This window comes from Roseimaritima multifibrata, assembly GCF_007741495.1.
GTDB classification, from domain to species: Bacteria; Planctomycetota; Planctomycetia; order Pirellulales; family Pirellulaceae; genus Roseimaritima; species Roseimaritima multifibrata.
Genome location: NZ_CP036262.1, coordinates 7185258 through 7210157 on the forward strand (window position 1 = coordinate 7185258; position 24900 = coordinate 7210157).

The following is a 24900-nucleotide window of genomic DNA, read 5'->3' on the forward strand; positions in this document are numbered from 1 at the left end:
TTGCGGACCTACTTGCTGCGACAGCCCTTGTGGCACCAAAAAATGTGGATTGTTGAGCAAACTGTTCGGCAACCTGAAGCACAAAAGCAGCTGCTGCGATAGCGGATGCGACAGCGGATGCGGATGTGGATCCACCTACGCCGCTCCTCTAGCACCAGCTGCTGCACCTGCTCCGGCTCCTGTCACTGAAGAAGCAGCTCCTGCTCCTCCAGCACCAGTTGTCGATCCAAGTGCAAGCAACTTGCACAGCAAGCGTCGCGTCATTCAGGCCAGTGCCCTCTACGTTCGCTGAATAAGCGAATGAGGATTCTGAATCCTTCAGACGTGACCTAAACAAGAACGGTCTGATCAGTGCAAACTGATCGGACCGTTTTTTTTTGGTTGGATGGTTTTGCCGATCAATGCAAACCTTCTCCCTCCGGTGGTGATGACGGACCTAATATCCGCCCTCTTCGCCCCCAACCTCCCTCCCAATCCCTACATTCCGCACAACAGCCCTCTCCTTCCACCCGGGGGGACTATTTCAACGATTGGATCGCTCCCCGCTTTTCTGGCGCTACTAAGTAACCGTTGGTGGCTTACTGCAGATCTCGCAGCAAGCCAACCCTTACGGGCCTCTACTTAAAAGCGCTGGGAGCGATTCTTGTGAGCCAACCTTCGACCCCCCCTCCGTCGGATTCCACCAACCCAGCCTCCAATGTCCCGCCGACGGACCTCCAGGATTGCCCAGTAATCCTCAGGCTTTTAGAAACGATGGATCAATTGGATCCTGAACGTTTGGGGGCGCTTTGGGATGCACAGAACGAAGACGAGGAAACGGTCGAACAATCGGTCATTCGGTTCGGTCTGGCGGATGAAAGCCAAATTGCCACGGCCTATGCGAAGCATTATCTGTTACCTCTGTTTGACCCGCCGGCCGACCAACCCTCGCCGGTTGATCCAGCGGTCGCCCAGCGGCTGCCGGCTCAGCTCTGCCTGAATCACCTGATCGCCCCGCTAACCGATGACGGCCACACGCTAGAGGTAGCGATCGCCTCCCCCGATGCACTCCGGCTAGCCGACGAAATTCAGTACCTTTCCGGGCGGCGCATGCGGGCCATGTTTACCCCTCTGTCTGCGATTGAGCGTCTGCTTGGGGACATGTACGAAGAAAGCCAGTGGTCACCGGACGACTATTGTTTTCAGCGTCATCATGAACCGACATCGCTCGAATCGAGCAGCACCTCTGCAAACGCCGAAGAAGACGATTCGGAATTCCATGAATTCGAATCCCTCAGCGAAGAGGCTTTTGTCAACGCTCAAACGGTTGATGAACAGACGCAAGCCTATATCCATAGCCTGATCGAGCAGGCGATCCTTGCCAAAGCAACAGCGATTCACCTGGAACCTTTTGAAGAGTGCTGCCGGGTGCGAATCCGCGTCGCGGGGAACTTTGAAGAACGGCCAGCGCCAGCGCCGTCGATTCAGGAGTCGGTGTTCGATCGACTGAAATCGCTAGCTAAAATGGATATCGATCAACGACATGTGCCCCAAGACGGAACCATCACGGTTCGCGCTGGAGAACGAAAAATCCAAATTCGAATGCATACCTGCCCGACGCTGACCAGCGAAAAAATCGTGCTTCAATTGCAATCGAAAACACCGATCCCGACCAGCCTAAGAGCCCTCGGGTTGGAGGAACGTCAGTTCAAGGATTTGAAAGCTGCGATTGAAAATCCCAGCGGAGTCGTTCTGGTCACGGGATCACAGGCAAGCGGCAAATCAAACACGCTATACGCTTGCCTCCAGCATCTAAATGATCTGGAAAACAACATCTACACCATCGAAGATTCGATTGCACAACCATGTGGCGGAATCAACCAAATTCAGACTCGCCCCGAGGTTGGACTGACGATCCCCAACGCATTGCAATCGGTGCTTTTCCAAGATCCGGACGTGATCATGATCGAGGAAATTCGGGATGCGGAAACCGCTGACCGAACCCTCCGCGCCGCGTTGGGAAATCACTTAATGCTATCAGCGCTACCAACCCCCGATGCGCTCTCCGCGATCGCTCGCTTGCAAGAATTGGATGTTGCTCCATACCTAATTGCCAGTTCCTTAAAACTGCTGATTTCCCAACGGCGACTGCGAACCCTCTGCGAAGAATGCTGCCAACCTTACCAGCTGAATCGCGAAGAATATGTCCGTTTTGGAATCCAACCTGGCACCGTTCTGAAACGGCCTGCAGGATGTGAACATTGTCAGCAAACGGGCTACAACGGCTACCTGCCGATGACCGAAGTGATTCCGGTCACAAATCCGCTACGCCGACTGATCCGCCGCGGTGCATCGCTTCAGCAATTGCGGCGAGCGGTCAAAGCAAATGGCACTCAATTGTTCGACCAAATCAGTTTGCAACAGGTCGCTGCGGGAGTCACCAGCCTTCAAGAAGCCCTGCTCCGGCCGATCTAAAGAGGCGTTAGCCCTGGGGTGCTACTTAGCCGTCGCCGCAGCATATTCCTGCGGATCATGTTCGGCTTCTAATTGAGCCAAATCACTCTGAATCCGCATGCAAAAATCCTCCAAACTCTCTTCGGGCTTGATCCGGAGTGGAGGCCCAAAGTAGGCATCAATCTTGGCCAGCGGTTTGGGAATCTGCAAGCGATCCCATGCCCGCGTGAGGATCCACCGGCGACTGGGGACCGGTGCAATGGTGATCACCGCCGCGTCAGCTTGGCGAGCCAACATCGCAATCCCTTTGTGAACGCGTCCGCGTGGACCGCGTGGACCATCGACCGCCAAATAAGCCGGTTTTCCACCAACGACGTGATCGATCATCGCTTGCAGCGCGGCGCGGCCTCCTTTGTCTTGACCCTGCCGGCGACTGGATCCTCGAATCGGCACACAGCCGCGCACTCGCAGGGCTGGAACAATCATTTGCCCATCGTTGGATCGCGAAACCATGGCCCCCGTACCCGGCTCGCTATCCATGATTGCCGAAACCTGATGAGCATGCAGAACCGCATAGATATACCGCTCCTCGTTCGCTTTCAGCGATTGGCGAGGATCATCATGCAAACGGATCCTGCAAGTAAATCGTAAGCAAAGAATCGCAAAGGCAACGGACCAACTGATAAACCAAGTTGAAAATGACTTGAAGATTGGAGGCCCCTCGTTCGGCGTTGAGACAAACAAATGGAGAATAACAAGGTACGAATCCGCCAAAGGTAGCGGATATCGTTTGGATCCGGAACCTACTCAGCTGCACTCAAACGTGCGATTCAGACGCGCCGTGAAACCGTCTTCGATAATGAATGGCGACATTCTCCCCGGGAACCTGCCGTTTAAGCAATCCGGATGATCCTTGCGCTGTGAGCGAAGCATCGACATCACCTGTCTCTTAAACACGGCCGTTTGCGGAGACTCCCGACGAGATTTAGGACGCGGAAAACCAGGGGGCAATAGGTACCCCTGCCTTGATTCCTATTTTCGTTAAATCTTACGCCTTCATCTGGCGATGAATAACCATACCAAGATGCGTTATTGGCGCATCCCACATATTTACACAGGCCGACGGACTTCCGGAGGCCACTGCCGTGCAGCCAAGGGGGGCCAAATGGCGGACCAGAAACAGCTTCGTGCTAAAACGACTCGATCCCGATACGGACGTCGGTCGCTATCCGCTTTGGTGGCTAGCCTGATTACCGGCGGGGTTTTATTAACCAGTTCCACCGGCTGCACTGCCTTTAGTGCTGCCAGTCAGAAACTGAAACGGAATGATTGCATTGATGATTTTGTCATCGGATATCGCAATCAAGCGTTGGCTGCCAAGGCTTGGCATGCTCAGAAACATTGCTTCGCCAATCAACCGCACACGCGTCACTTCGAAGCCGGATTTCGATCTGGATATGAAGATGTCGCCAGTGGTTCCGATGGCTGCACACCCTCGATCGCTCCACAGGAGTATTGGGGCTGGCGTTATCAGTCACCTGAAGGGCAAGCCAAAGTGGCCGCCTGGTTTGCGGGCTATCCGCTGGGTGCCAAAGCAGCCGAACAAGATGGCTTAGCCCACTGGTCTGAGATTCCAACGATGTTCTCCAAGCCTGCAGAGCAACCAACCGAACCGCCGGTTGAAGCTCCCGAGCCGGAACTACCTCAGCCGCCGCCTCAAGGGGTGCCCGTCATGATCCAACAAACGACTTTTGACATGGCTCCGACTCCTGCAGTCCCTTACCAACCGGCAACGACGCGAAGTCTCGCCGCACCGCCGGCGGGTTCAGGCAACGTACCGTTCCCTTCGTACCCGTTCAACGCATCTAAATAGGCTGCCACTACATAACGGAAACTCCGTTCCCTGTGGTCGTCTTACTGCACTCCGATTTGCCTGTTTACCTGTGAGTATATTGCGATGAGAATCTATCGCTCTCGATTTCGATCCATCACGCCCACCAAGGCGTCCTCGGGACCGTCCGGATGCGGACGCTGGTTGGCTCCATTGCAATTGGCGTCAGCCATGCTGCTATTGGTCTCGACCGGCTGTACGGCGCTGACCAATCCAATTCACGGGGTACCCGCAAATCGATTGCCATCGCAGCTATTTGCCAAACCAAAAAACAACTTGGTTCCCATTGATATTTCCCTGTTAACGTTGGAGCCGCCACGCAGCTACCAACTGGATTCGGGCGATATCCTGGGGATCTATGTTGAAGGCGTTATGCCGTTTGTTCCTTTGGACAAACCACCTGAGCCTCCTCCGGTGAACTTCCCAGATGCGAGCAGCCTACTGCCTCCTTCGATTGGGTATCCGATCCCGGTTGCTGAGGACGGGACCCTCTCCTTACCGCTGCTCTCGCCGCTGAACGTTCGCGGTTTGACACTGGACCAAGTTCGCGAAGCGATTCGACAGGCTTACATCGAACGGGAGATCATGCCCGCGGATAAGGCTCGACCTGTCGTAACACTGATCCAAGAGCGGACCTACAACGTAATCGTCGTCCGTCAGGACAATGTATCGAGCAATCTAAACGGGGAGATCCGAGGGAGCAGCGATGAAAGCTCCAGCGGCAAACTGGTGAAACTTCCCGCTTATCAAAACGATATCCTGCACGCCCTTGTGCAAACCGGTGGACTACCAGGATTGAAAGCGAAGAACGAAGTCCAAGTACTTCGCTCCAGCAAAGCCGATAAGATTAAACGGGCTCAGTTTGTTAGCGAATTCTATCGCCATCAAGCGGCCGCACAGTGTGACCCTTGTGCTTGCCCACCTGAATTGCCCGCCGACCCTTCGATCCTTCGCATCCCGCTGCGATTACCACCCGGCGTGGTTCCCAGCTTAAGCAATGATGATATCCGGCTAGAAGATGGCGACATCGTCTACATCGAATCTCGCGAGACCGAAGTCTTCTATACCGGTGGCTTGCTGCCTGGTGGCGAACACATGCTCCCTCGTGACTACGACTTGGATGTCCTCGGAGCGATCGCGATCACCGGCGGAAACATTGGTGGCACCAGCGGCAATGGCGGTGGCGGTGGCGGGATGAGGGGCGGTATCGGAGGCTTTGGTGGAGTCCCACCGGGGCAACTTTATATCCTCCGCGAAACCGAATGTGACGGACAAGTGATCATCGAAGTCGACCTGAACAAAGCGATCATGAATCCTCGCAGCCGACCATTGATCCAGGCCGGCGACGTCCTGATCCTTCAATACAAGTGTGAAGAAGAGATCGTGAACTTCGGTCTTGGAACCTTCTTCACCTATGGTATCCAAGAAATGCTCCGTAACTAACGGATCAGGACCGAACCAGACGAATACCGAGCGGCAGTGTTTCTCCGAACACTGCCGCTTCGTCGTCTGTCTCCAGTCGGCCGCCATCTCGAACCAACGAACAATAGTGTTCACTGGCTCCGGCCCCTCTTAACCAAGCGACGACCGCATCTCGGTCGTGTTCCGCCAGGTCTCGAAAACGATCTCCCGTTGGGAGCGAAAGCTGAACGAGGGCTAGCGGCAGACTGCTACAGTCTGCCTTGCGTGCCGTTAATTGCTCGACCCAACGAGCCACTTCGTCGCGTGGGACGGTTGTATTGAGTGGGCCGTAGGTTAGTTGCCGGCTTCCCAACCTTCCGATCGTCCAGATCATCGCCTCATGTAGTTTCGCGTGCTTTTTGTTTTTGGACATCTGCAACGCCAATCTTCCCCACTCGATTTTTGTTTGGATGTCCAAACGCTCCAGCGAACCAACCAATCGCCAATTCTCTAAAGCTTCATTGGTTGGCATTCGGACCCCTTTGCCTCGTAACATCGCGTTCAAGGGAAGGACCAATTGCTCTTGCTGTGCCGGAGTCAATCCACCAGCGATCCGCCGCCACAGAATGGCCGATTCGATGCTGGACGAAGCAGCAGGAAAAGCCAATTTATTGTGGATCACACGCCACGTCTGTGCGACTCGCCAATCGTCGACGGCCACTCCGTAGCCTGGACGCAAACAATAACCCAACAGATTCAGCCAACGCGATTCATGCTGAGGCGACACACGGCGTCCGGCCTGTTCATCAAACAGGGTCTGCCAAAAAGAACGCAGCAACGATGGCGGCCATGCGGCGCGGGGCTGTTCTAAAATGGACTGCAATGCTTTAACCAGCCGACTGGGTGGCTGCGAATCGCCTTTCCAATCACTCGCAAAGACCGAAGCTATCTGTTCTTCGCACTGGGACACGGTTTCACTGTCCACAATCCCTGCCGCTTCGCCTCCCCCTTGGTGTGCGGTACGATCGGTTTCCAGGGTACTGCGAATATCGAAGTCCAATTTCCATCGCTGCCCCGAAACGGGATCGACGCAATGAAGCCCAACCGTTCCGATCTCGCTTAGTTCGGCCTCGACCAAGACCCGCAGCGTGGTCTCTTTCCGGCGACGTTTCTGGACCAGTGCCGTACAAATCGGCGGCAACGGCGTCGCTTCCCCCGACTGCATGGGAATCACCTCTCCCACGTCATCAGCCAATCGCGTGCTGCTAACCCACAACGGAAACTGAACCGGAGTTCCAATTTGCATTTCTAGCGGATGCGTATCGGCGACAAACCGCTCTCCTGCCTCGGCACTGCCGGGGATCAGACAGAGCCCGGTTGGCGGGTGGTCGCTAACCTGCATGTAATAAGATCGTCCCAGGTTGGCCGCGATCCGAATGCCTTGCCCGCGACGAACCATCCCGTAATAGGCGGCCCCTCGCGAAACCGCTAAATCGAGGCGCTGATTATCCAGGACGGTTGGTTTCCAATCGGATTCGTCTGCGAACCAGCGAGTCAGCGAGTCAACGATCCGCTGGCCGATCGCCGGAGCTCCCATCACACCACCGTTAAACAGTACCAAGTCAGGGCGATCGGCTGCCTCGGTATCATCCCCCATCCCGCTACGGCGATGATCGGAGAGAAATGCAGCCAGATGTCGAGTGATCCCAGGGTCGGAGGCATACGGCAAACCAAACTCTTGGAACCCACTCTGCCCCGCTTCTGGACGCGTGTTGAGTTCCACCGCGGGAAAAAATCCGTCCAGTAGTGTCTGATCGACTTCGGCGGCCGTCAGCGAAATCTGAATCGCCCCGCCCACCAATCGTGCCCCTTCCGCAGGCAGATTGATCGTGTACTCCTCGGGCCTTTCGGTCGCCAACATCGTCTCCTTGACCACCCGTGACGCCTGTACCAACCGTTCCCATTGAGACGGGGTCAATTTCGTCTCAGGTTGATCCGCCTGCCATTTCGATTCGGCGTACTTGGCGATCGCCAGATCCAAATTATCACCGCCCAGGATCAAGTGCTTACCGACCGCGACACGATGAAACTGCACCTGTCCGCCACCGGCGGCTCGAACACGAATCAGCGTCAGGTCAGTGGTCCCTCCGCCGATATCGCAAACCAAAATCAACTGTCCCGGAGTAACCGCATCCTGCCAGGCTTCGCCCTGAGAATCGATCCAGGCATAAAACGCCGCTTGCGGTTCTTCGATCAAATAAACACGAGGCAAACCGGCCTGCTTCGCGGCTTGAACCGTCAATTCACGCGCCACTTCGTCGAACGATGCAGGCAACGTGATCACGACATCTTGATCGGCCAACAAGGCGTCGGGATGTTCGTAATCCCAAGCCTCGCGGAGATGTTTCAAGTAGGCCGCCGAGACATCGACCGGCGACAATCGTTGCACCCCCGCTTCACCGTGCCAGGGGAGCAGGTCCGCGGTCCGGTCGACCCCGTCGTGCGACAACCAACTTTTTGCAGACGAGGCTTGGCGGCCGGGATGTCGGCCTCCCGCATCGCGCGCGAACAAGCCAACGCAACTGGCCGGTGAGGACTCTTGCCACGGTAGCCGCGGCGCATCACCGGCCGCTTCCTCTACCGTCCATTCATAATGGAAAGAAGGCAACGTGTCGCGACGTTCCCATTGCCGCAGGTCGACCCACTGGGGGACTCGCAGCGATTCGACCTGCCAAGGATCTTGGGTCGTATCGACAAAACTAACCGCACAGTTGGTCGTTCCAAGATCGATGCCAACGACATACCGAGATAGATTAGTCTCCTCGGCCCCCTCCGCACTCTCGCTCATACCGGTTCCCCGTGACCCTCTTCACGAACGTTGAATTCCATCTTCCATTCTTCATCACTGCGGGTTGCCCGGCACCATAATTCGAACATTCCCAGTTCCGTGATTCGACTGTGAAACTGAACCGGCACGAAGGGTTCGTCCCCTGCGTTTTCGCTGGTCAATTGCAACTCGATGGGATCGCTTTCCACCAATTCTTCAGGACTCCAATGGTCCAATTTCGTGCCGGCGGTATCTTCGCTTCGCATGGTGGAAGCAAAGAAGCGAAACCGCGCCGACGTGCCGACAACCACTCCAACGGGATCGCTGGGAACGTCCATCTGTGTCCCTTCTTCCATACCCTGCGGGGCGACACAAAGAGCCCGCAGCGGACGCGGCATTCCGGGGATCGCTAGACCCGCGGTTTCAATTCCGATGTAATAAGCCCGTGCGGTCCCGCCGCGGATACGAATCCCACCTTGCCGTTTGGTCCACCCATAATAGGCGGCCCCGATGGCAACCGCGTGGTCCAGGTCTTCACCTTCGGTCAATGGCGTCAGTTTACCGTCACACCATCCACTCAATGTTGCAGTCAACCGTTCACGAATCGCGGGGCTGCGAAACACGCCTCCATTGAGAAGCAGATGCGTCGGACGACCGCCGGCCAAACCACTTTCCGAATCCCCCTCATTTTGATTCGCGAGGAAGGCGGCGATCTGTTTCGTGATCGCCGGATCCGATTCGTATGGCAAGCCAATATCTTGAAACCCACTGGCAACGTTTCGTTCGGGCCGAGCCTCCGCATTGCAGTTTGGAAAGAATCCATCCAGCAGGATTTCGGCCGCTTTCGTTTTGCTAATCGTTGTCGAAAGCGTCCCGCCGATCAACGAACTCCCTCGTCCTAAAACCGATACGGTTTGTTCTTCCGGTCCATCAGCCGACAGCAACTGTTCTTTAGCATTCCGGCAAGCATGCCAAAGCGAAACACTTTGCCATGGGTCAAGCGTATGTCCGTCCGCGGCCAACTGCTGCGACACCACATGGGCCAGCGTCAAATCCATGTTGTCGCCACCGACCAACAAATGATTCCCGACCGCCGTCCGCTGCAAAATCAATTCCCCTTCTTCCTCGGCAACCGAAACCAAAGTCAGGTCGGTTGTTCCCCCTCCAACATCGACAACCAACAGCGAATCCCCCGTCCCTAAACGCTGACGCCATTTGTCCGACTGTCCCGCTAACCAGCTGTAAACGGCCGCTTGCGGTTCTTCCAAAAGAACGAAATCGGCAGGCAACCCTGCATCCAAGGCGGCTTGTCGTGTCAATTCACGGGCCGCTGGATCGAAGGACGCGGGAACTGTCAGAACGACTTGTTGTTCAAGCAAAGGGTCTTCGGGATGAGCCGCTTCCCAGGCCGCAACCAAGTGCTGGAGGAAACGCGTCGTGCAGTCCATCGCCGAAACCTTGGAAACTTCGTCAGGAGCCTGCCAAGGAAGGATCGCCTGGCCGCGGCCCTGGCGATGGTGGCAGAGCCAGCTTTTGGCAGCCACGACGACCCGCTGTGGGTTCTCTGCCGCTTGCTGGCGAGCATAGATCCCCGCGACCCCATTGCGTGGATCGATCGGCAGAGAGCCTCGCAGCGATTCCAGTTCACCCTCACGAGGAAGGTACAAAAACGACGGAAGCGAAAATCGCGATTCCGTTTGCCCCGGCTGGACGATCTGTGGGATCGGCAGCAACGCGGGGATTCCTGCGGACTCCTCCAGAGGAGTGTACGCGACCACGGAATTGGTTGTTCCCAAGTCAATCCCGACGGAGAACTTTGCAGAAGTTGAGAGCACAGGGATTTCAGGGGTTTAGTAGGGGAAGACGTTAAGCAATCAAGTCACAAAAGTTTTGGTCGTCGATCAATGCTTTATCTGAGCCGGTGCAATAATTTTTGCGTCAGCATCCTGACCGGTCCACTCGGGCAAATCGACGCGGCTGGCTTTCCAACCTGGATGGACCAATTGTCCCGACGTTCCGCTTCCTTCGCCGATCCACTGATAAGCGGCCGGTGAAGCACCACTGGGAACTTCCACCTGGCTTCCCTCAGAACCTGCCACCACCGGCTGCAAGCCCATCACCCTTTCCAAAATGGATGCACACTGCAGCAGGCAAGGTCGAGCCGCAGCGCCGACCTGAGCGTCTGAATAGGCATCCAATTTTTCCTGCACCAAATCGACCAAGCGAGCCTCTCGCTGCAGAGTTGCTAGCAAGGCCACCGCATCGCTGCGCGCCGGCGGCAACGGAGCCGGCGGAACGGGAGCCGTTTCAATCCGAGCCGGTTCGGGCGCCGACACGGCGGATTCGCCCTCGAGTGCTAGCTGCACCCGCTGCGAAGTTTCTGAATTAAAAAGGGAGCCAAAAAAGGCTCGGAAAGCTGTACCCAGGGCCATGACAATCTCGAAGGGCTAAAGACTTCTAAAAATCGCAGATCTTGCGAACTATTTTTGCGAGCGATTTCTCTAGCTAATAGCCTGAATCGCAAAGTCGATTTCGTCCAGACGTGTGAAACCGCTCAAGTCGATCCGATTTCTGGCCGATATCTTTTCCATGCAACCAAGGGAACCTGTGAAACCGTCAGATATTGACCAATCATCACTGAATCCCTACGTTACTTAAATCACCAGCCGACAGCGGGTCGGACCGGTTTTTCAAAGCAAAAAGATCGGTATCGTCAAAAACGGCAGGTAACTATCGGCGACGTGGCCAAGCGGCTAAGGCATCGGATTGCAAATCCGACATCCCGGGTTCGAATCCCGGCGTCGCCTCTTTCGAATTCATCAGGACGAAACTTCGCTTTCTACCGATGAAACGGCAAAAAAACCCCAGCCCACCGTTTTTGGTGGGCTGGGGTTTTTTGTTGTCCTCCCGACGCTGGCTCTCGGATGATCAGCCCCGATTTATACAAAAATAGCCAAACCTACGACTTCTTCATCAAATTACTCGGCTACCAAGCGGGCATCGATCGGTATCTCCGGACGATGACGCTGGAAACCGCCCCTCGCCGGGTGCTTGATGCGGGCTGCGGCACCGGTCTGCTGGGACTGCATTTTCTTCAGCGTTTTCCCCAGACTCGTTTATTGGCGACCGACCTAGAACCCAATTTTCTGCAAGCGACGCTCGCCAATGCCGATTCGCGGAAAATCGACCGCAAGCGAATTGAAGTCGGCATCGCCAACATTTCAGCCCCCAGAAAAATCACCTCGCTAGATGGTCAACTGTCGACGCTCGATGAAGGGACTTTTGACCTGATCTGCGTCGGAGCGGTTGTGGGGTACGCGGACGATACAAAACAAAGCCTCCGTGAATTGGTCTCGCTGTTGGCTCCAGGTGGGACGTTGATCAATATCGAAATGAATGAAAGCCTCACCGGCCGATTTGTTTCCCATCGCTACCACTACCACAATATCCCGCTCGCTCAAATGCAACAGCTGCTCACGGAAGCTGGATGTGAGATGAAAGCGATGAAGCTAAGCCTAAAGCATCTGCCAGCCAAACTGACCAGAACCGCCATCGTCGCTCGCAAGAAGTAAAACCCTTTCTTGCGATCAGCCTAGAGGATCAATTCCAGCCAAACATCTGTGATATCGCAGTGGTGAAATCACCGCGGATTCGCATCAAATTCAGCCCAAAGGGAACGCCGCATTTCAAAAAAATGCGGCGACACCTTAGACTCTTTTCAACCAGAGAACCTGGTAGGGGGCAACTATCAGGTCCGTGCTACTGCCATAGGTTTGACCGCCGATCGCGTCTTCGAAGAACCGTCCTAGCCCCGCGGTTCGCAGCACATTACCCTCCAGTGACTGCGGTTGTTCGGAGAAGTTTGCGACCACCACCAAACGGTGGCTGTCTCGCGACCGAACAAATGTTAACAGATGTGTATTGCCTGACTGAACAAGGTCCATCTTTTGTCCGCCCAGCGCTGGCAATGACTTGCGCACCGTGATCATCCGCTGAAGCGACCGAAAGATCCGTCGCCTGAGCGATCCCGGCCCCGAGCCCAAACTGTCTCCCAGTTCCTCCAAGAACTCCCACTTCATTTTGGGACGGTGAACCCACCGCGTATCGCCTGCTTTGGCTGGATCTTCAACGAAATCATAATCGTTTAGCATTCCCCACTCTTCACCCAGATACAGCAGCGGAATCCCACCGATACTCAGTGCGACTCCCTGAAGAAGCAGGATACGGCCGATCGCTTCGTCCATTCCCTTTTCGTCTTCATGCTCAATCGCTAATTCAAGGCCTGCCAGGGAAGCCATCGTGCCGGCGATACGCATGTCCCCGGTCGCTTGGTTCTCTTGGAAAGGGATTCCGCGTGCAAACGATCCTTGAAACTGACCGGTGTAAAACCGATTGAGGAACTGCCGATGGTCATAGGCATTGATTCCTATCTTCGAGGCATCGGCATCATCAAAGGTCCAGCCGATATCATCATGGCAGCGAAGGTAGTTCACCCATGCCGTGTTTTCTGGCAATTGATGTCGGTGACTGAGCGACTGGGTCAATAATCGAACCTCACGCGTCGCCAACGATTCCCACAACAACGCCATCAACGTTGGATTATAAGAAATCTGGCATTCGTCGTGACCGATATACTTAACGACATCGTCCGGGTGCACGATCGCTTCGGATTTAAACAGCAGGCCTGGGGTTGCGATACTCGCCAATCGGTTAAACGCCTGGATCAAGGTATGGGCCTTCGGCAGATTTTCGCAATTGGTTCCCATCTGTTTCCAGATAAAGGCAACCGCATCCAGCCTTAAAATATCGACCCCGGTATCCGCGATAAAAAACAGCTCTTCCAGCATCGCTCGAAAGACCGATGGGTTGCTGTAATTCAGGTCCCACTGGAAACTATTGAACGTGGTCCAAACCCACTGTTGCATCCCGTCATGCCAAGTGAAGTTCCCTCTGCGGACGGTAGGAAAAATCTCGCGAAGGGTCTGCTCGTACCGGTCCGGAGTCTCTCGATCGGGATAGATGTAGTAAAACTCTTGATACTCCAACTCACCGGCCTGAGCTTTCTGAGCCCACTGATGATCATCCGAGGTGTGGTTAAAAACAAAATCGAGGACCAAGCAAATCCCCGCTTCACGGAGATCGTCCGCCAGTAGTCTGAGGTCCTCCATCGTTCCCAAGCGAGGATCGACCGAACGGTAATTACTGATCGCATAACCACCATCATTGTTTCCCGGGCGAACGGCAAACAGCGGCATCAAGTGAAGGTAGGTCAGCCCTAGTTCTTGAAAGTAACCAATCGATTCTCGCAAGCGTCCTAGATTGTCGCTAAACAAATCGACGTATAAGGCGCCGCCAACCATCTTCTCCGACGTAAACCAATCGGGATCGTTGATACGCTGATGATCCACCTCACGAAGCACCGGTGAACGATGAGCCCAAGCTTCCGCAGCGGTGATCAGAATTTGTTCTAGGTGGTAAAAGAAATCGTACCGCTGGCCATACAATTCGCGCAGCAGTTCAAACAGCGATTGCCAGTGGTCATGCAATCGAACTTCGAAATCGTGCCGCACACGTTCCGATGTTTTCGTTTTCTCCCAAACCGCGTCTAGCCTTGGCAGCAAACGCTGCAATGTAAGTTGTGCCTCAAACGCAAGACTTCCAGGCCTAAGGTTCCCGGACGTCCTTTTTCCTTGGCTAGGTGCACCGTTTTGGGAGGCGGCTCCGTTATTCTTCGTGCCGATCATTCGGGATAACGATATTGTCTAAGAATTGGTAGTAATGAATGCCCTCAATGATCCCTCGTGCGTGTTCCGCTTCGGCAAAGTAGACACGAGGTCGATTGCGTATCACTTCCAATTCGGGACTATAGTTCCCCACAACAACACCTAGCGTTCTACCCAGTAGCATGCCAGCGTCGTTACCGGAATCGCCTGCCACAAGAACATTGTCGGGCGAGAACCCCCATTTCCACAACAGGTGCCGCATCGACAAATCGCTGCCACCACGAACAGGAATCACGTCTAAGTACATTCCCAGGGATAGAACAACCTTAGCACGCAATCCAGCACTGCGAAGGGCCTTCTGAATTTCGGCAGGAGTCGGTGCTTTTTCTGGATCGATTTCATAGCTGATTTTATACTCGGATTGCTGAGATTCAGGCTGTATATAAAGCCCCTCGATCGAATCCAATTTTTCCCGAATCTCGGCAGGCTTCCAGGCGAATCCAATTTGCTGCCGCCAGCTGAGGTCCGGAGTCAACCGCTCTCCATAATGCAGTTGTGTCCCCGCATCGGTATCGATCAGGTCCGGTTGCGGCAGCCCCAATTCCTGAATCAAATTCAACGCGCTGTCCAATCGCCGACCGGTCGCGATCCCAAATCCAATGTGTGGGTGGTCCTTAATCAGCTGGATAAATTCGGCTAGCCCGTCAGGGTCGCCGGTCAACGTGTTATCCAAATCGGTGATGATGATCCGATCAAATTCAGGCAACCGCCGCTGCGAGTGTGTCTGTTGCAAGACAGGTGCTGCGCTATTCTGCAGGATATCATCCAAGTCTCGCAAATAGCGTTTGGCGTGGTTACTCCAGGAATAATGTTTTCGAGTACCAACGATTCCGGCTTTTGACCATTCGTCCCACTGCTCCGGTTCGGTCAACCCCCGTAGCAATGCCTTCTCGATCCCCTCGTTATCGAGCGGATCGATCAACAGCCCATTTCCGCAGTTAGCGATGATGTCGCGAGGCCCCCCATCATTGGTTGCGATAATCGGCAAACCGGTGGCTCCCGCTTCCAATAATGTCAGTCCAAACGGTTCGGTCAGCGCGGGGTTGATGAACAGCCCTCGTCGAGAGGTCGCCAAGCGATAAAGGTCCGGCACGTCTCGAGGGGTATGGTTTTTGGGATAGGCAACCTTGCCATACAAATCATACTTATCGATTTGTTCCATAATGTTACGGATGACATCTCGCTGAGCCTTGGGAAGATCTTTCAGGTCTTCACGCGTCCCCATGATGAGGACAAGATTCGCCCGTTCGCGAAGCTCTTCGCTTTCGCCGTAGACTTCAACCAACTTATGAAGATTCTTCCGCTCGTCTGGGCGAGCCAGCGTCAGAATCATTGGCTTTTCGGGTTCTTTCAAAAAGCGATGCAGTTCGTCTGCGAACGGAGTTGGTTTCCAGTCATCCGTCAGCGGGGAAAAATTATCCAGGTCCACTCCCGGCGGAATCACCTCCATCCGTGAAGGCTGGTAATGGTCGTACAATTCGTACTGCTGTTCGATCTCTTGACTGGTGCTTGTAACGACCATCGACGCGGTTTCCAGCGCGACCTCTTCCGCTTCGATCCGCTGCGTAAACTTGTACTTTCGCTCCATCGCATCCGTTGAATTGGCATGCTTGCCGACACTCAATCGCTGCTGTTTCACTCGACCGAGTGAGTGCCCCGTGAAGATAAAGGGGATATGCAGTAATTGCGCCAGATGAGCCCCCACCATCCCCGCATCGGCGTAGTGACCATGAATGATATGCGGCAAGCCATGGCGGCGAAAATGGACCAGGCATTGGTCGATGAACATTTCCAAGAATGGCCACAACGACTCTTTTTTCAAATACCGTTTAGGACCGAACGGGATCCGGACAATTTTTGCGTTCTCGCAGATAGCTTCTTCTAATTGAGCGTAATCATCATCCAGGCGGGGATCGATAATCTGCCGGGTCAATAATTCGACTTCACGGACGTGCGGCTGAGCAGCTAACTCTCGAGCCAATTCGAGGACATATTTGATCTGCCCACCGGTGTCTGAATCAAAGCCAAGCGGTGCGTCGGTCGCGCGAATTAAACCATGGAGACTAATGAGAGAAATTTTGAGTGAATTTTCTTCTTCAAGAAGTTTCATTTTGGCTTGGGGATAGACGAACGGAAAGTTGAAGACGACTAGATCCATCGACCAGCAAACACCGATTCTGTTTGCCTAACCTTAAACCCTACCCTAACTCGAAGCGGATTGCTGGCGCGCACCTAACTCAAACCAGGAAACCGGCATTCAATCAAGCAACAATGGATCCGAAAAAACGAACGTAATCATGAGTGTGCAAAAACCGTTCCAAGAACAGGATGCAGCCTGGGCATCGCTTCGACGGCAAGTTCACTGCCCCACTCAAAGGAATCGAAGCTTCCACTACTGTCCCAGTAGGGAGAAAACAGGTACCAATAACTGGCTGAGATGAATTGTGGCGTAAGCCAATTTCGATAAACTGAGGGTTTTCGTGTTTTCATTTCGAATCAACAGCAAATGAAAATCAACCTCAGAAGGTGCTAATCTGCCCTTCCTCACCTTTTATGGGCGAATTCCAAAAATGTGTTCCAAACAAACTTCGCGTATCTCGCGACGTGGTTTTACCTTAGTCGAATTGCTCGTGGTGATCGCCATCATTGGAGTGCTTGTCGGGCTGCTCCTGCCTGCGGTTCAAGCAGCCCGCGAAGCTGCTCGCCGAATGCAGTGTTCGAACAACATGAAACAGCTTGGCCTAGCCCTGCACAATTACCACGATGTCAACAAGCGATTCCCTCCATGCAGCATCGATGGTGGCGGCAAAATTGGGATTTTGGTCCGTTTGCTCCCTTTCATGGAGCAACAAAACCTCTTTGAACAGGTCCGTTACGACGGCAACTATGTTCAAAATCTTCCGATGGCTCAGAACCGAATCGACGGTTTCTTATGCCCCAGCGGGCCCGAACAGTTTTCTGTTAGCACCGCGGCAAATGAAGCCGATCTTTACACGACGCACTACTACGGAAACTCAGGCCCCATCGGTACCAACGCACAAACCAATCAGACCTACGTCCGCGACACAACTCGTGAAAATGCATCTTTTGGCGAATATGCCACAGACGGTGTTTTCCAATTACGTAGCAACCTGCGATTCGCCGACATTACCGATGGCACGACCAACACCATCGGCATGGGAGAAGTCTCTTACGAACAGTACAAGTTCTATCGGGCTTGGACTCGCGGGCTGTATTGGTACAACGGAGTCGCTTTATTGTCGACCAAAAACCACAAGTGGCCAATCAATGCCGCCAAAAATGGAGGGTTCACAATGACCTTCAACAACGGTGGATACGGATCGCAACATCCTTCGGGCGCGATGTTTGGGATGATGGATGGATCGGTCCGATTTGTCTCGGAGACGATCGACATGACGGCGTATCGCGCTGCGGCTAGTCGGGGTTCGGGTGAGGTTAAGGGACTATGAGCCAAACCATTCGTTTGAAGCATCAGCTTGTGCGATTTTTACCAGCTTTCCTGATCCCCGTTCTGTTCGCGATAAGTCTCGGCTGCGATTCTTCGGGGGTCCAGCGATACCGTTTTTCAGGCACCGTCTCCTACCAAGGGAAACCGGTCCCCCAGGGAACGATCATGCTGGAACCCGACACTTCCAAAGGGAATTCTGGAGCTGCGGGTTCCGCAGCAATTGTCGATGGACGATTCGATTCCTCTGCCAACGGCACGGGCTTCACCGGAGGCCCTCAAATAGTGAGTATCCAAGGCTTTGACGGGGTCAATCCTGAACCCGATTTCGCACCATATGGAGCTCCCATTGGAAAAGGAAAAAGCTATATCAAGCCTTTCGATTTTCCAGAAGAAGATGTCGAAATGGATTTTGAAATGGCCGACGTCATCGACGCCAAGTAGCCAAACACCAAAACCCAATCCATATTCCGACACGCCGCAACCAACAATAATCCTCGGCTCAAAGAATCGAGGATTACCATCTGAACGCGATAGCTGCTCAAACGGCTGAGGACACTCTACGCCAGCTGCTCCTCCATGCGTGCTAGCAACATCCCCGTAGAGGACACTCTATGGAAACAACGGCTGAGGACACTCTATGGACGCTAGCACTATGGCAGCTAGCAAATGATCTACTGGATTTGGTTCGCTTTCAGGTGTATTTAGATGTGCCATCTTTTTGGGACATGCAAGCAATTGGCAGGAATTGGCTCACGACATTTGCCCCTCTCCCTAACAGAGTTGCCCAATCACCCCGACAGTAGTAGGATACAAGTGTCGAGTTAACTCGCTCTTTTTTCATGCATGGGGTAGGTGAAATGTGCAATGTAAATCGAAGTGAAGTGTTCAGGGCAAAAGAGGTAAACGTCTATCATGCGATGAATCGCACATCACGTGGCATTTATCTGTTCGGAATCGACTTGAATTCCAAACGTGACTATCGGGATCGGCGAGTCTGGTATCGAGACCGGATGGCGTTGCTTGCTCGCTTCTTTTGTATTGATGTTTTGGCTTACAGCATCCTGTCGAATCATTGGCATGCCATCCTTCGGAATCGACCTGACCTGGCGGCCAAACTGACGCCACGTGAGATCGCTATTCGCTGGCTTTCAGTTACGTCGCGTGCGAAGTGCCGAGCGAAAAACGGCGGGAAGATTACCGAGTCGGAAATCGCTAAGATCGTCAACGATCCCGAGGTTGTCGAAGAGTACCGTGAACGGTTGTCGAATATCTCATGGTTTGTTCGGCAGATGTGTCAAACGCTTTCCAGACGCTGCAACAAAGAAGACGGAGTTACCGGACGTCTTTTCGGTAACCGCTTTAAATTGAATCGTTTGCCAACTGAAGAGGAGATTTTGGCGGGGATGCTGTACGTCGACTTGAACCCGATACGCGCCGGCTTGGCCGAAGCCTTAGACGACTTTGCCGAAGTGTCGATCAGCGAACGACTGAAAACCCTTGAAGGTAAAACCGCCGATCTCGAATCATGGCTAGCACCGCTGGAGCTAGAAGGAGAAGTCGATGGCCAGCAAGTTGTGGTCGCGAACAAGCTAACGACTGCTCAGATCGAAGAGCAAGTTCGCAAACGTGAAGCCTTAAGCGAGCGTCTCGGTTGCGTCCCGATGAAACTAAAAGCCTACGAGGAATTGCTTTGGCACCTGGCCATCCAGTCCCGGCCAGAACTTCAGGCCTCCGATCGACTACCGGCGCGCATGTTCCGAAGTCTAATAGAGCTAGATGGGACCGCCGTGAACGTTGAAGAGTTAGCCGAGCGACACGCACAAATGGGGCATCGCTACGCATCGCCGGTCGACCTGCAAACCCGCACCGCGATCTACCAACGTCAAATCGCCGACCAGGAAACCGTCCCAATCGACAATACATGGTCGATAGTCTGACCTAATCCCCGGTCGCCGAGTCCAAGTAGCGTCTCAAAAGTCAAGAAATGGGCCTTTGATCGCTACCGGTACACCCATAGCCCCAAAAAACGGCCTCAACAGGTAGTTAATCGGTCAAAATCTCTGTAACAAAGTGCCCACATTCATCAAAAAAACAAACATCAAAGCCAGCACACCCCCCCAACCATAGAGTGTCCTCGGACTAACTCGGACTAATCTCCCCCGACCATAGAGTGTCCTGGAAAGGTGATAGAGTGTCCTGGAAAGGGGTGGGTACCAACGACAATCCTCGACTCTTTGAGCCGAGGATTATCGTTTGACTGCGGTGGCTGCTGTCAGCTTTAGTCTAGGAAACCGACTAAGTCCTGGCTGCGGCTTGGTTGCTGCAGTTTGCGAACGGCCTTGGCTTCGATTTGTCGAATTCGCTCGCGGGTTACCTTGAAGATATGGCCTACTTCTTCCAGCGTGTAACTGTAACCATCCCCTAGGCCGTAACGCAATTTGATAATTTCGCGTTCTCGATAGGAGAGACTTTTCAGGACGTTGTTGATCCGATCACGGAGCATGTCCTGAGCCGCACCTATCGCTGGGCTTTCGGCAGTACCATCTGGTAGCAAGTCACCAAACTGACTGTCTTCGCTGTTGCCAACGGGTCGATCCAAACTGATCGGATATCGGCTCATCGCTAGAACTCGGCGAGCTTCTTCGATCGTCGTTTCAGCTCGACGAGCTGTTTCTTCGATCGTTGGTTCGCGGCCCAATTCCTGCAACAACTGACGAGCAACGTTACGTACGCGGCTCATCGTTTCCACCATGTGGACTGGAATCCGAATGGTTCGGCTCTGATCCGCGACGGCTCGGGTAATCGCTTGGCGAATCCACCAAGTGGCGTATGTGCAGAACTTGAAACCACGACGATATTCAAATTTATCGACGGCACGCATCAAGCCTGCGTTTCCTTCTTGAATCAAATCAAGGAAGGAGAGGCCTCGGTTACGGTATTTCTTGGCGATCGAAACAACCAACCGCAAGTTTCCTTCGCTCAGCTCACGTTTCGCTTGCTGATACTCGCTGTAAACCCGTTTCAGCAATTCGACACGGTTGCGAAGGGAGGTTGGTGTTTCCTGGCAAGCGGTCAGAATCTGACGACGCTCTTGCAGTAGCACCTCGCGATCTTCTCGGCCCTGTTTCGTTTTTGGGGCTTCACTGATTTGTGAATCGAGCTCTTCGATCCGGTTGTTGAATTTCTCCAACAGTCCGATTCGATTTTCGATCCGCTGGGTCCGCAATCCCAGTTCCTCGATCAGGCGAACCGCACGACGACGACGATGTGCCAAAGAACGCCATGCTTCTTGACGCCGTTCTTCGGTGGTCGATTTACTGAGGGCAATACGCCAGTCGTGACAGTTGCGGCGAAGCAGTACCGAAAGCGTTTTCAGGTTATGAGGCAACCGCCCCAAGATTTGCTCTTTTTCCAACCGATCAGTCACCGAGACCTGAACGGTCCGGTCAAAAGGCAGTTCCCCACGATGAACGCGTTTAAGCGTCTTGTAGGCCTCTACAAGTACATAGTGGTTTTCAAGCAATTTGGAGCGGAAACGACGGCGGGTCTCTTCGATCCGCTTAGCCAACAGAATCTCTTCGCGACGCGTCAACAATGGGATTTCGCCCATCTGCGTCAGGTACATTCGGACAGGATCATCGGACCAAGTTTCGGATTCATCCGGAACCAGCAGATCGTCGGGGCTATCTAACTGAACCTCACCTTCAACGGCTTCTACAGCTGAAATCGCTGCAGATTCATCTTCACTGTCATCGATTGGGAGCTTGCTGAAATTGCGAACGACGTCGGTTGCGGCCGGTGCGTCGTCTTCAAAATCGTCCAAAATATTTTGATACAAAGGTGTGACTCCTTTAACCCTAAATTAATAATGCCGTGGTATATTCAGCGGGAGACCAACGAAAAAACGCCGGTGAGCAATAACAGTGGATTGACAATCTATTCTACCACCGCTACAGCAAGTGACCGGATCCCTTCAAGCAATTGGTAAAACTTTGCGATTACGGTGACTTAACGGGCCTCAGTATCGACCCATTATTTTCCCTAATCAGGACAGTGCCGCCAAAATGCCAGCTACCTAGGGTCTTGACGAACCGAAGGCGGTCGTGGTTACGTACTAAAAATGGTGTCGTGTTTCAGTTGACCGTCATGGGTCGGCAACCTGAGTGACCGTCTATCGGTGGGATCCGGGAGTACGGACGAATCAGTCCGCTATTGGCGTTGAGCACTTGGTCTGACAATGGAAGGATTATCAAACGGAAGGTCATTACGGCCGGTGTTGCCGGTTGTCTCGGTTGTTCTTTTAAGATTCTAGTCAGCCGCCTTGCACGGTCCAGTCATTCCGCAAAAGTTCCTGTATCTTCATTGGTTTTTCTACGATGTACGCATTGCCATGTACCTGCGGCCAAATCCTCTCGGTCAGCCCCGGCCAAGCGGGTGATCAGACAACGTGCCCGAACTGCCAGACAATAGTCAAAATCCCACAACTAAGGGAACTCCGTTTACTACCAAAAACCGATTCCACCACCACCACCCCGCCAGTGGCGGAACACGCTTTCCCGCTGCGGATGCTGTTCGCCGTGATGGGATTTATCGCCCTGGTATTCGGCGCCTTCGGGACGTTTGCTCTCGTCAGCGCCTTGATGATTCCTATTGAATACGACACCGACAAATTTGTGGAATACAACGAAGCCGTCATGCTTTCGACGTCGACGGAAGACCTTGTGACCCGCTGGGAGCAGCTGGTCCGCCGCCCGCTAGGCGATCGCCAGCCATTTCCGTATCAAGTCCAAGCAAATACAAAAGCAAGCTGGAATTGGTGGATGACTTTTGGGTATAGCATCGCCGGAGTCGCTCTTCTAATCGCGATCGGAATTGCGATCCTTGAACGACGACGGACGCCCCCTTCTGTCGCCGCATAAAAAGGCTAAGGAAGCCCGCAAGTAAAGAGACACTTAGGGAGTGTCAAAAGTCCACTGCCGACGCAGGGGCCCCCTGTGTGCGACCCTGAGAACGGTTTGCTCACGCGGATCACAGATAACGGCCAAACCGCCACGCCAAGATTTCCCCACCAGGACAGCTCGCTCAGCGTCACGCCAGCCCCGCCAATTCCCATATTTCTCCCATTCAGGGTGCTTCTTTAGCAACGCAACCAATAGCGGGTCGTTGCCAGCGATCGGCTCCCCTTCGCGGCAATCGCTACATCGGTGACCCGAAATTTGACTAGGAACCACCTGTCGCTGACACCACTGACAGGATTCTAACAAATCGGTAATCGCCTTCCGCCCGCTTATCGCACAGACGGACAAAAATTCTGGAAGGACACGTTTGCCAGAAATTTCGCAGGTTTCCAGACGGCTGATCAGCGTCGCTATCTGAGAAGCCTGACAGATTCCAACGGCGGCTGAAACCGTCACGGTTTGCGAATCAAGCGCCACCAGTTCATAGCCAGTGATGCCGGTTTCAGGGCATCGAAACGGATCGGGTTTTTGACGTTTTGAGACAAAATCACTTGCCCAACCTGCAAACGGAATCCTGGCCGAAGCTCCATTGTCAAATCGGAAAGCTACCGTCCCCGAAGCCCAGCGACACCACAGAATGACGGTTTCAGGATCTTGACCTAAGAGGGCTTCCGAGCTGGATGCTTGAGTCGCTCCATCCGATGGGTTTTCTATCAACCGCTCCGACGCCAACTGATCGACCGCAATTTTCCGCCAACGCTCGACCATCGGCGTATCCCCGGCACGCAAACGAGCATCACACGGCTGATGCGAATCGAAACCCAATTTTCGAATCAAGGATTCGGAGACAGGCATTCCGTCTCCGCCGAACCACTTCCAATCCGCTGAAAGATTTTCATCCTCAACAGCGCTAAATCGCAATCCAAGAAACGGACGCGGGTCGAGCGTACATCCGGAAAATTCCTGATGCCCCTTGGAAACTTGATAAGCCCCTAAAATACTGGGCGACAACTCGCGAACCTGTTGTGGGTCGTTTACCGGAATCGCTTCCGTACAACCTAACACCCCGGCCTGATTCCCGGGTGAGAGCGTTACCGATTCTTGCAACGATGCCGAATCATCCGCGACGACGCTACCGACCACCGGATCAGCCGCATTCGAAGCGTCTGAATCAAAGGCTGCCGAATCGGCTTCATTTTGAGGAACCACCCATAAGCTCCCACGGAAAGGGGGAATGTTAAGTTCCTAGTCTAATCGCTCGAGTGGTCCGATGGGATAGGGTTTTGCCAGACTATTAAAGTCTTCTCAGCACATAGACCACATCTTCGGTGCTGGAATCGACTTTCAAGGGTGAATCGAGGTCATAAGCGAAATCGTAGGTTTCCAGAACCTCCCAAACCCCGCTCGCCGCAATCAGGGTCTCCATTTGCTTGACGGTGTAGGATCTTAAAACCAGTTCATCAACGATCCGAAATTGACGCCGAGGCGTATGCACATCGAACTGAATGCCAAACCGCTCGATCCTGGTTTTCGGGTTGCGGTCGACGGTCCACATTCGAGTATTGACTGCCAGGTGACCACGGCGGGCCGACCAAGATTCGCCTTCCTCTGGGATTCCATTCGTAGGGGATAGGTGAATCCCAAGCAGGTACAATCCACCTCGCCGGACGATCTTGCCCATGCATTCAAAATGCCCCTCAGCCTCCGCGGCCGTTCCCAAATGGCGGAAACTGTTGATCGTATTGAATGCCAAATCCCACTTATGAGGTTGTTTAAAGGCCGACATATCGGCGACCTGGACGCGATCTTCCCAGCCATTGCGTTTCAATCGATCATTGCAATAAGCGACCGCTTTCGGGTTCAAATCAATCCCGCCGACTCGGTATCCACGAGCCGCGAAGTGATTCAACAGGCGACCTGTTCCACACGCGGGTTCGAACAAACGTTCGACTCGACCTGACATAAACTGGGCCGCACAGGCTTCAATAAATTGCAGTTCGGATGCACAGTCGGACCCAAAAACCAAATCGTAATACTTGGGATGGTCGTAAATGCTCTCGTTGACGATTTCCAGTTCCATTTCCAGCGATCCGAATCCAATAGATGTAAGTGATTTTGGCACCATCCAACCTTAGCGC

19 protein-coding genes and 1 tRNA gene are annotated in these 24900 nt (G+C 53.7%); 10 read left to right on the forward strand and 10 right to left on the reverse strand.

Annotated elements, in window-relative coordinates; genetic code table 11:
* The first annotated feature begins 52 nt into the window (after window positions 1-52).
* Complete coding sequence (locus FF011L_RS26965; RefSeq protein WP_246109637.1) at window positions 53-292, forward strand: hypothetical protein; 240 nt, start codon at window positions 53-55, stop codon at window positions 290-292.
* 461 nt (window positions 293-753) lie between these two features.
* Complete coding sequence (locus FF011L_RS25920; RefSeq protein ID WP_145354806.1) at window positions 754-2454, forward strand: GspE/PulE family protein; 1701 nt, start codon at window positions 754-756, stop codon at window positions 2452-2454.
* Between the two features lie 21 nt (window positions 2455-2475).
* Here FF011L_RS25920 and FF011L_RS25925 read toward each other — a convergent pair whose 3' ends face one another.
* Window positions 2476-3060, reverse strand: a complete 585-nt coding sequence (locus FF011L_RS25925) for a DUF374 domain-containing protein (RefSeq protein ID WP_145354807.1) — start codon at window positions 3058-3060, stop codon at window positions 2476-2478.
* A gap of 439 nt (window positions 3061-3499) precedes the next feature.
* Between FF011L_RS25925 and FF011L_RS25930 the strand changes: the two genes are divergently transcribed.
* Together FF011L_RS25930 and FF011L_RS25935 are read left to right on the forward strand one after the other, a co-directional pair.
* Entirely contained in the window at window positions 3500-4306 is an 807-nt protein-coding gene (locus tag FF011L_RS25930) for a hypothetical protein (protein ID WP_145354808.1), read from the forward strand.
* Window positions 4307-4495: 189 nt separating this feature from the next.
* Entirely contained in the window at window positions 4496-5767 is a 1272-nt protein-coding gene (locus FF011L_RS25935; RefSeq protein WP_391560951.1) for a polysaccharide biosynthesis/export family protein, read from the forward strand.
* A gap of 4 nt (window positions 5768-5771) precedes the next feature.
* Here the strand turns inward: FF011L_RS25935 and FF011L_RS25940 are convergent, their stop codons facing one another.
* The 3 genes from FF011L_RS25940 to FF011L_RS25950 form a co-directional block, all read right to left on the reverse strand.
* Window positions 5772-8573 carry a hsp70 family protein gene (locus FF011L_RS25940; RefSeq protein WP_145354810.1) on the reverse strand — a complete coding sequence of 934 codons (2802 nt, stop codon included), beginning with the start codon at window positions 8571-8573 and terminating at the stop codon, window positions 5772-5774.
* Window positions 8570-10387 carry an Hsp70 family protein gene (locus FF011L_RS25945; RefSeq protein WP_145354811.1) on the reverse strand — a complete coding sequence of 606 codons (1818 nt, stop codon included), beginning with the start codon at window positions 10385-10387 and terminating at the stop codon, window positions 8570-8572. Before FF011L_RS25945 ends, FF011L_RS25940 begins: the two co-directional genes overlap by 4 nt.
* 66 nt (window positions 10388-10453) lie before the next feature.
* A complete protein-coding gene (locus tag FF011L_RS25950; protein WP_145354812.1) occupies window positions 10454-10984 on the reverse strand; it encodes a DUF2760 domain-containing protein in 531 nt (176 codons plus the stop codon).
* Window positions 10985-11287: 303 nt separating this feature from the next.
* On the opposite strand from FF011L_RS25950, the gene FF011L_RS25955 reads away from it, so the two are divergent.
* Window positions 11288-11359 (forward strand) — tRNA-Cys (locus FF011L_RS25955).
* 117 nt (window positions 11360-11476) lie between these two features.
* The gene (locus FF011L_RS25960) at window positions 11477-12124 is read left to right on the forward strand and encodes a class I SAM-dependent methyltransferase (RefSeq protein ID WP_145354813.1); all 648 of its coding nucleotides are present in this window, start codon (window positions 11477-11479) and stop codon (window positions 12122-12124) included.
* A gap of 135 nt (window positions 12125-12259) precedes the next feature.
* Here the strand turns inward: FF011L_RS25960 and FF011L_RS25965 are convergent, their stop codons facing one another.
* The 3 genes from FF011L_RS25965 to FF011L_RS25975 all read right to left on the reverse strand — a co-directional run bounded on the left by FF011L_RS25965 (window position 12260) and on the right by FF011L_RS25975 (window position 16825).
* Window positions 12260-14296: an amylosucrase gene (locus FF011L_RS25965; RefSeq protein WP_145354814.1), complete on the reverse strand. Its 2037-nt coding sequence runs from the start codon at window positions 14294-14296 to the stop codon at window positions 12260-12262.
* The gene (locus FF011L_RS25970; protein ID WP_145354815.1) at window positions 14277-16445 is read right to left on the reverse strand and encodes an HAD-IIB family hydrolase; all 2169 of its coding nucleotides are present in this window, start codon (window positions 16443-16445) and stop codon (window positions 14277-14279) included. Before FF011L_RS25970 ends, FF011L_RS25965 begins: the two co-directional genes overlap by 20 nt.
* 185 nt (window positions 16446-16630) lie before the next feature.
* The gene (locus FF011L_RS25975) at window positions 16631-16825 is read right to left on the reverse strand and encodes a hypothetical protein (RefSeq protein ID WP_145354816.1); all 195 of its coding nucleotides are present in this window, start codon (window positions 16823-16825) and stop codon (window positions 16631-16633) included.
* An 80-nt stretch (window positions 16826-16905) separates the two neighbouring features.
* On the opposite strand from FF011L_RS25975, the gene FF011L_RS25980 reads away from it, so the two are divergent.
* From FF011L_RS25980 to FF011L_RS25990, 3 genes are all read left to right on the forward strand, one after another.
* Window positions 16906-17805, forward strand: a complete 900-nt coding sequence (locus FF011L_RS25980) for a DUF1559 domain-containing protein (protein ID WP_145354817.1) — start codon at window positions 16906-16908, stop codon at window positions 17803-17805.
* Window positions 17802-18245, forward strand: coding sequence for a hypothetical protein (locus FF011L_RS25985; protein WP_145354818.1), 444 nt, complete (start codon window positions 17802-17804; stop codon window positions 18243-18245). The genes FF011L_RS25980 and FF011L_RS25985 overlap by 4 nt, the downstream gene beginning before the upstream one ends.
* Before the next feature lie 476 nt (window positions 18246-18721).
* Window positions 18722-19741 carry a hypothetical protein gene (locus FF011L_RS25990; RefSeq protein WP_145354819.1) on the forward strand — a complete coding sequence of 340 codons (1020 nt, stop codon included), beginning with the start codon at window positions 18722-18724 and terminating at the stop codon, window positions 19739-19741.
* A gap of 341 nt (window positions 19742-20082) precedes the next feature.
* Here the strand turns inward: FF011L_RS25990 and FF011L_RS25995 are convergent, their stop codons facing one another.
* Window positions 20083-21642, reverse strand: a complete 1560-nt coding sequence (locus tag FF011L_RS25995) for a sigma-70 family RNA polymerase sigma factor (RefSeq protein WP_145354820.1) — start codon at window positions 21640-21642, stop codon at window positions 20083-20085.
* A 538-nt stretch (window positions 21643-22180) separates the two neighbouring features.
* Here FF011L_RS25995 and FF011L_RS26000 point away from each other — a divergent pair.
* Window positions 22181-22723 carry a hypothetical protein gene (locus FF011L_RS26000; RefSeq protein ID WP_145354821.1) on the forward strand — a complete coding sequence of 181 codons (543 nt, stop codon included), beginning with the start codon at window positions 22181-22183 and terminating at the stop codon, window positions 22721-22723.
* Window positions 22724-22756: 33 nt separating this feature from the next.
* On the opposite strand, the gene FF011L_RS26005 is transcribed toward FF011L_RS26000, so the two are convergent.
* Together FF011L_RS26005 and FF011L_RS26010 are read right to left on the reverse strand one after the other, a co-directional pair.
* The gene (locus tag FF011L_RS26005; protein WP_145354822.1) at window positions 22757-23971 is read right to left on the reverse strand and encodes a hypothetical protein; all 1215 of its coding nucleotides are present in this window, start codon (window positions 23969-23971) and stop codon (window positions 22757-22759) included.
* A gap of 85 nt (window positions 23972-24056) precedes the next feature.
* On the reverse strand, window positions 24057-24884 hold the full coding sequence (locus tag FF011L_RS26010) for a class I SAM-dependent DNA methyltransferase (RefSeq protein WP_246109638.1): 828 nt from the start codon (window positions 24882-24884) through the stop codon (window positions 24057-24059).
* Window positions 24885-24900: the final 16 nt, after the last annotated feature.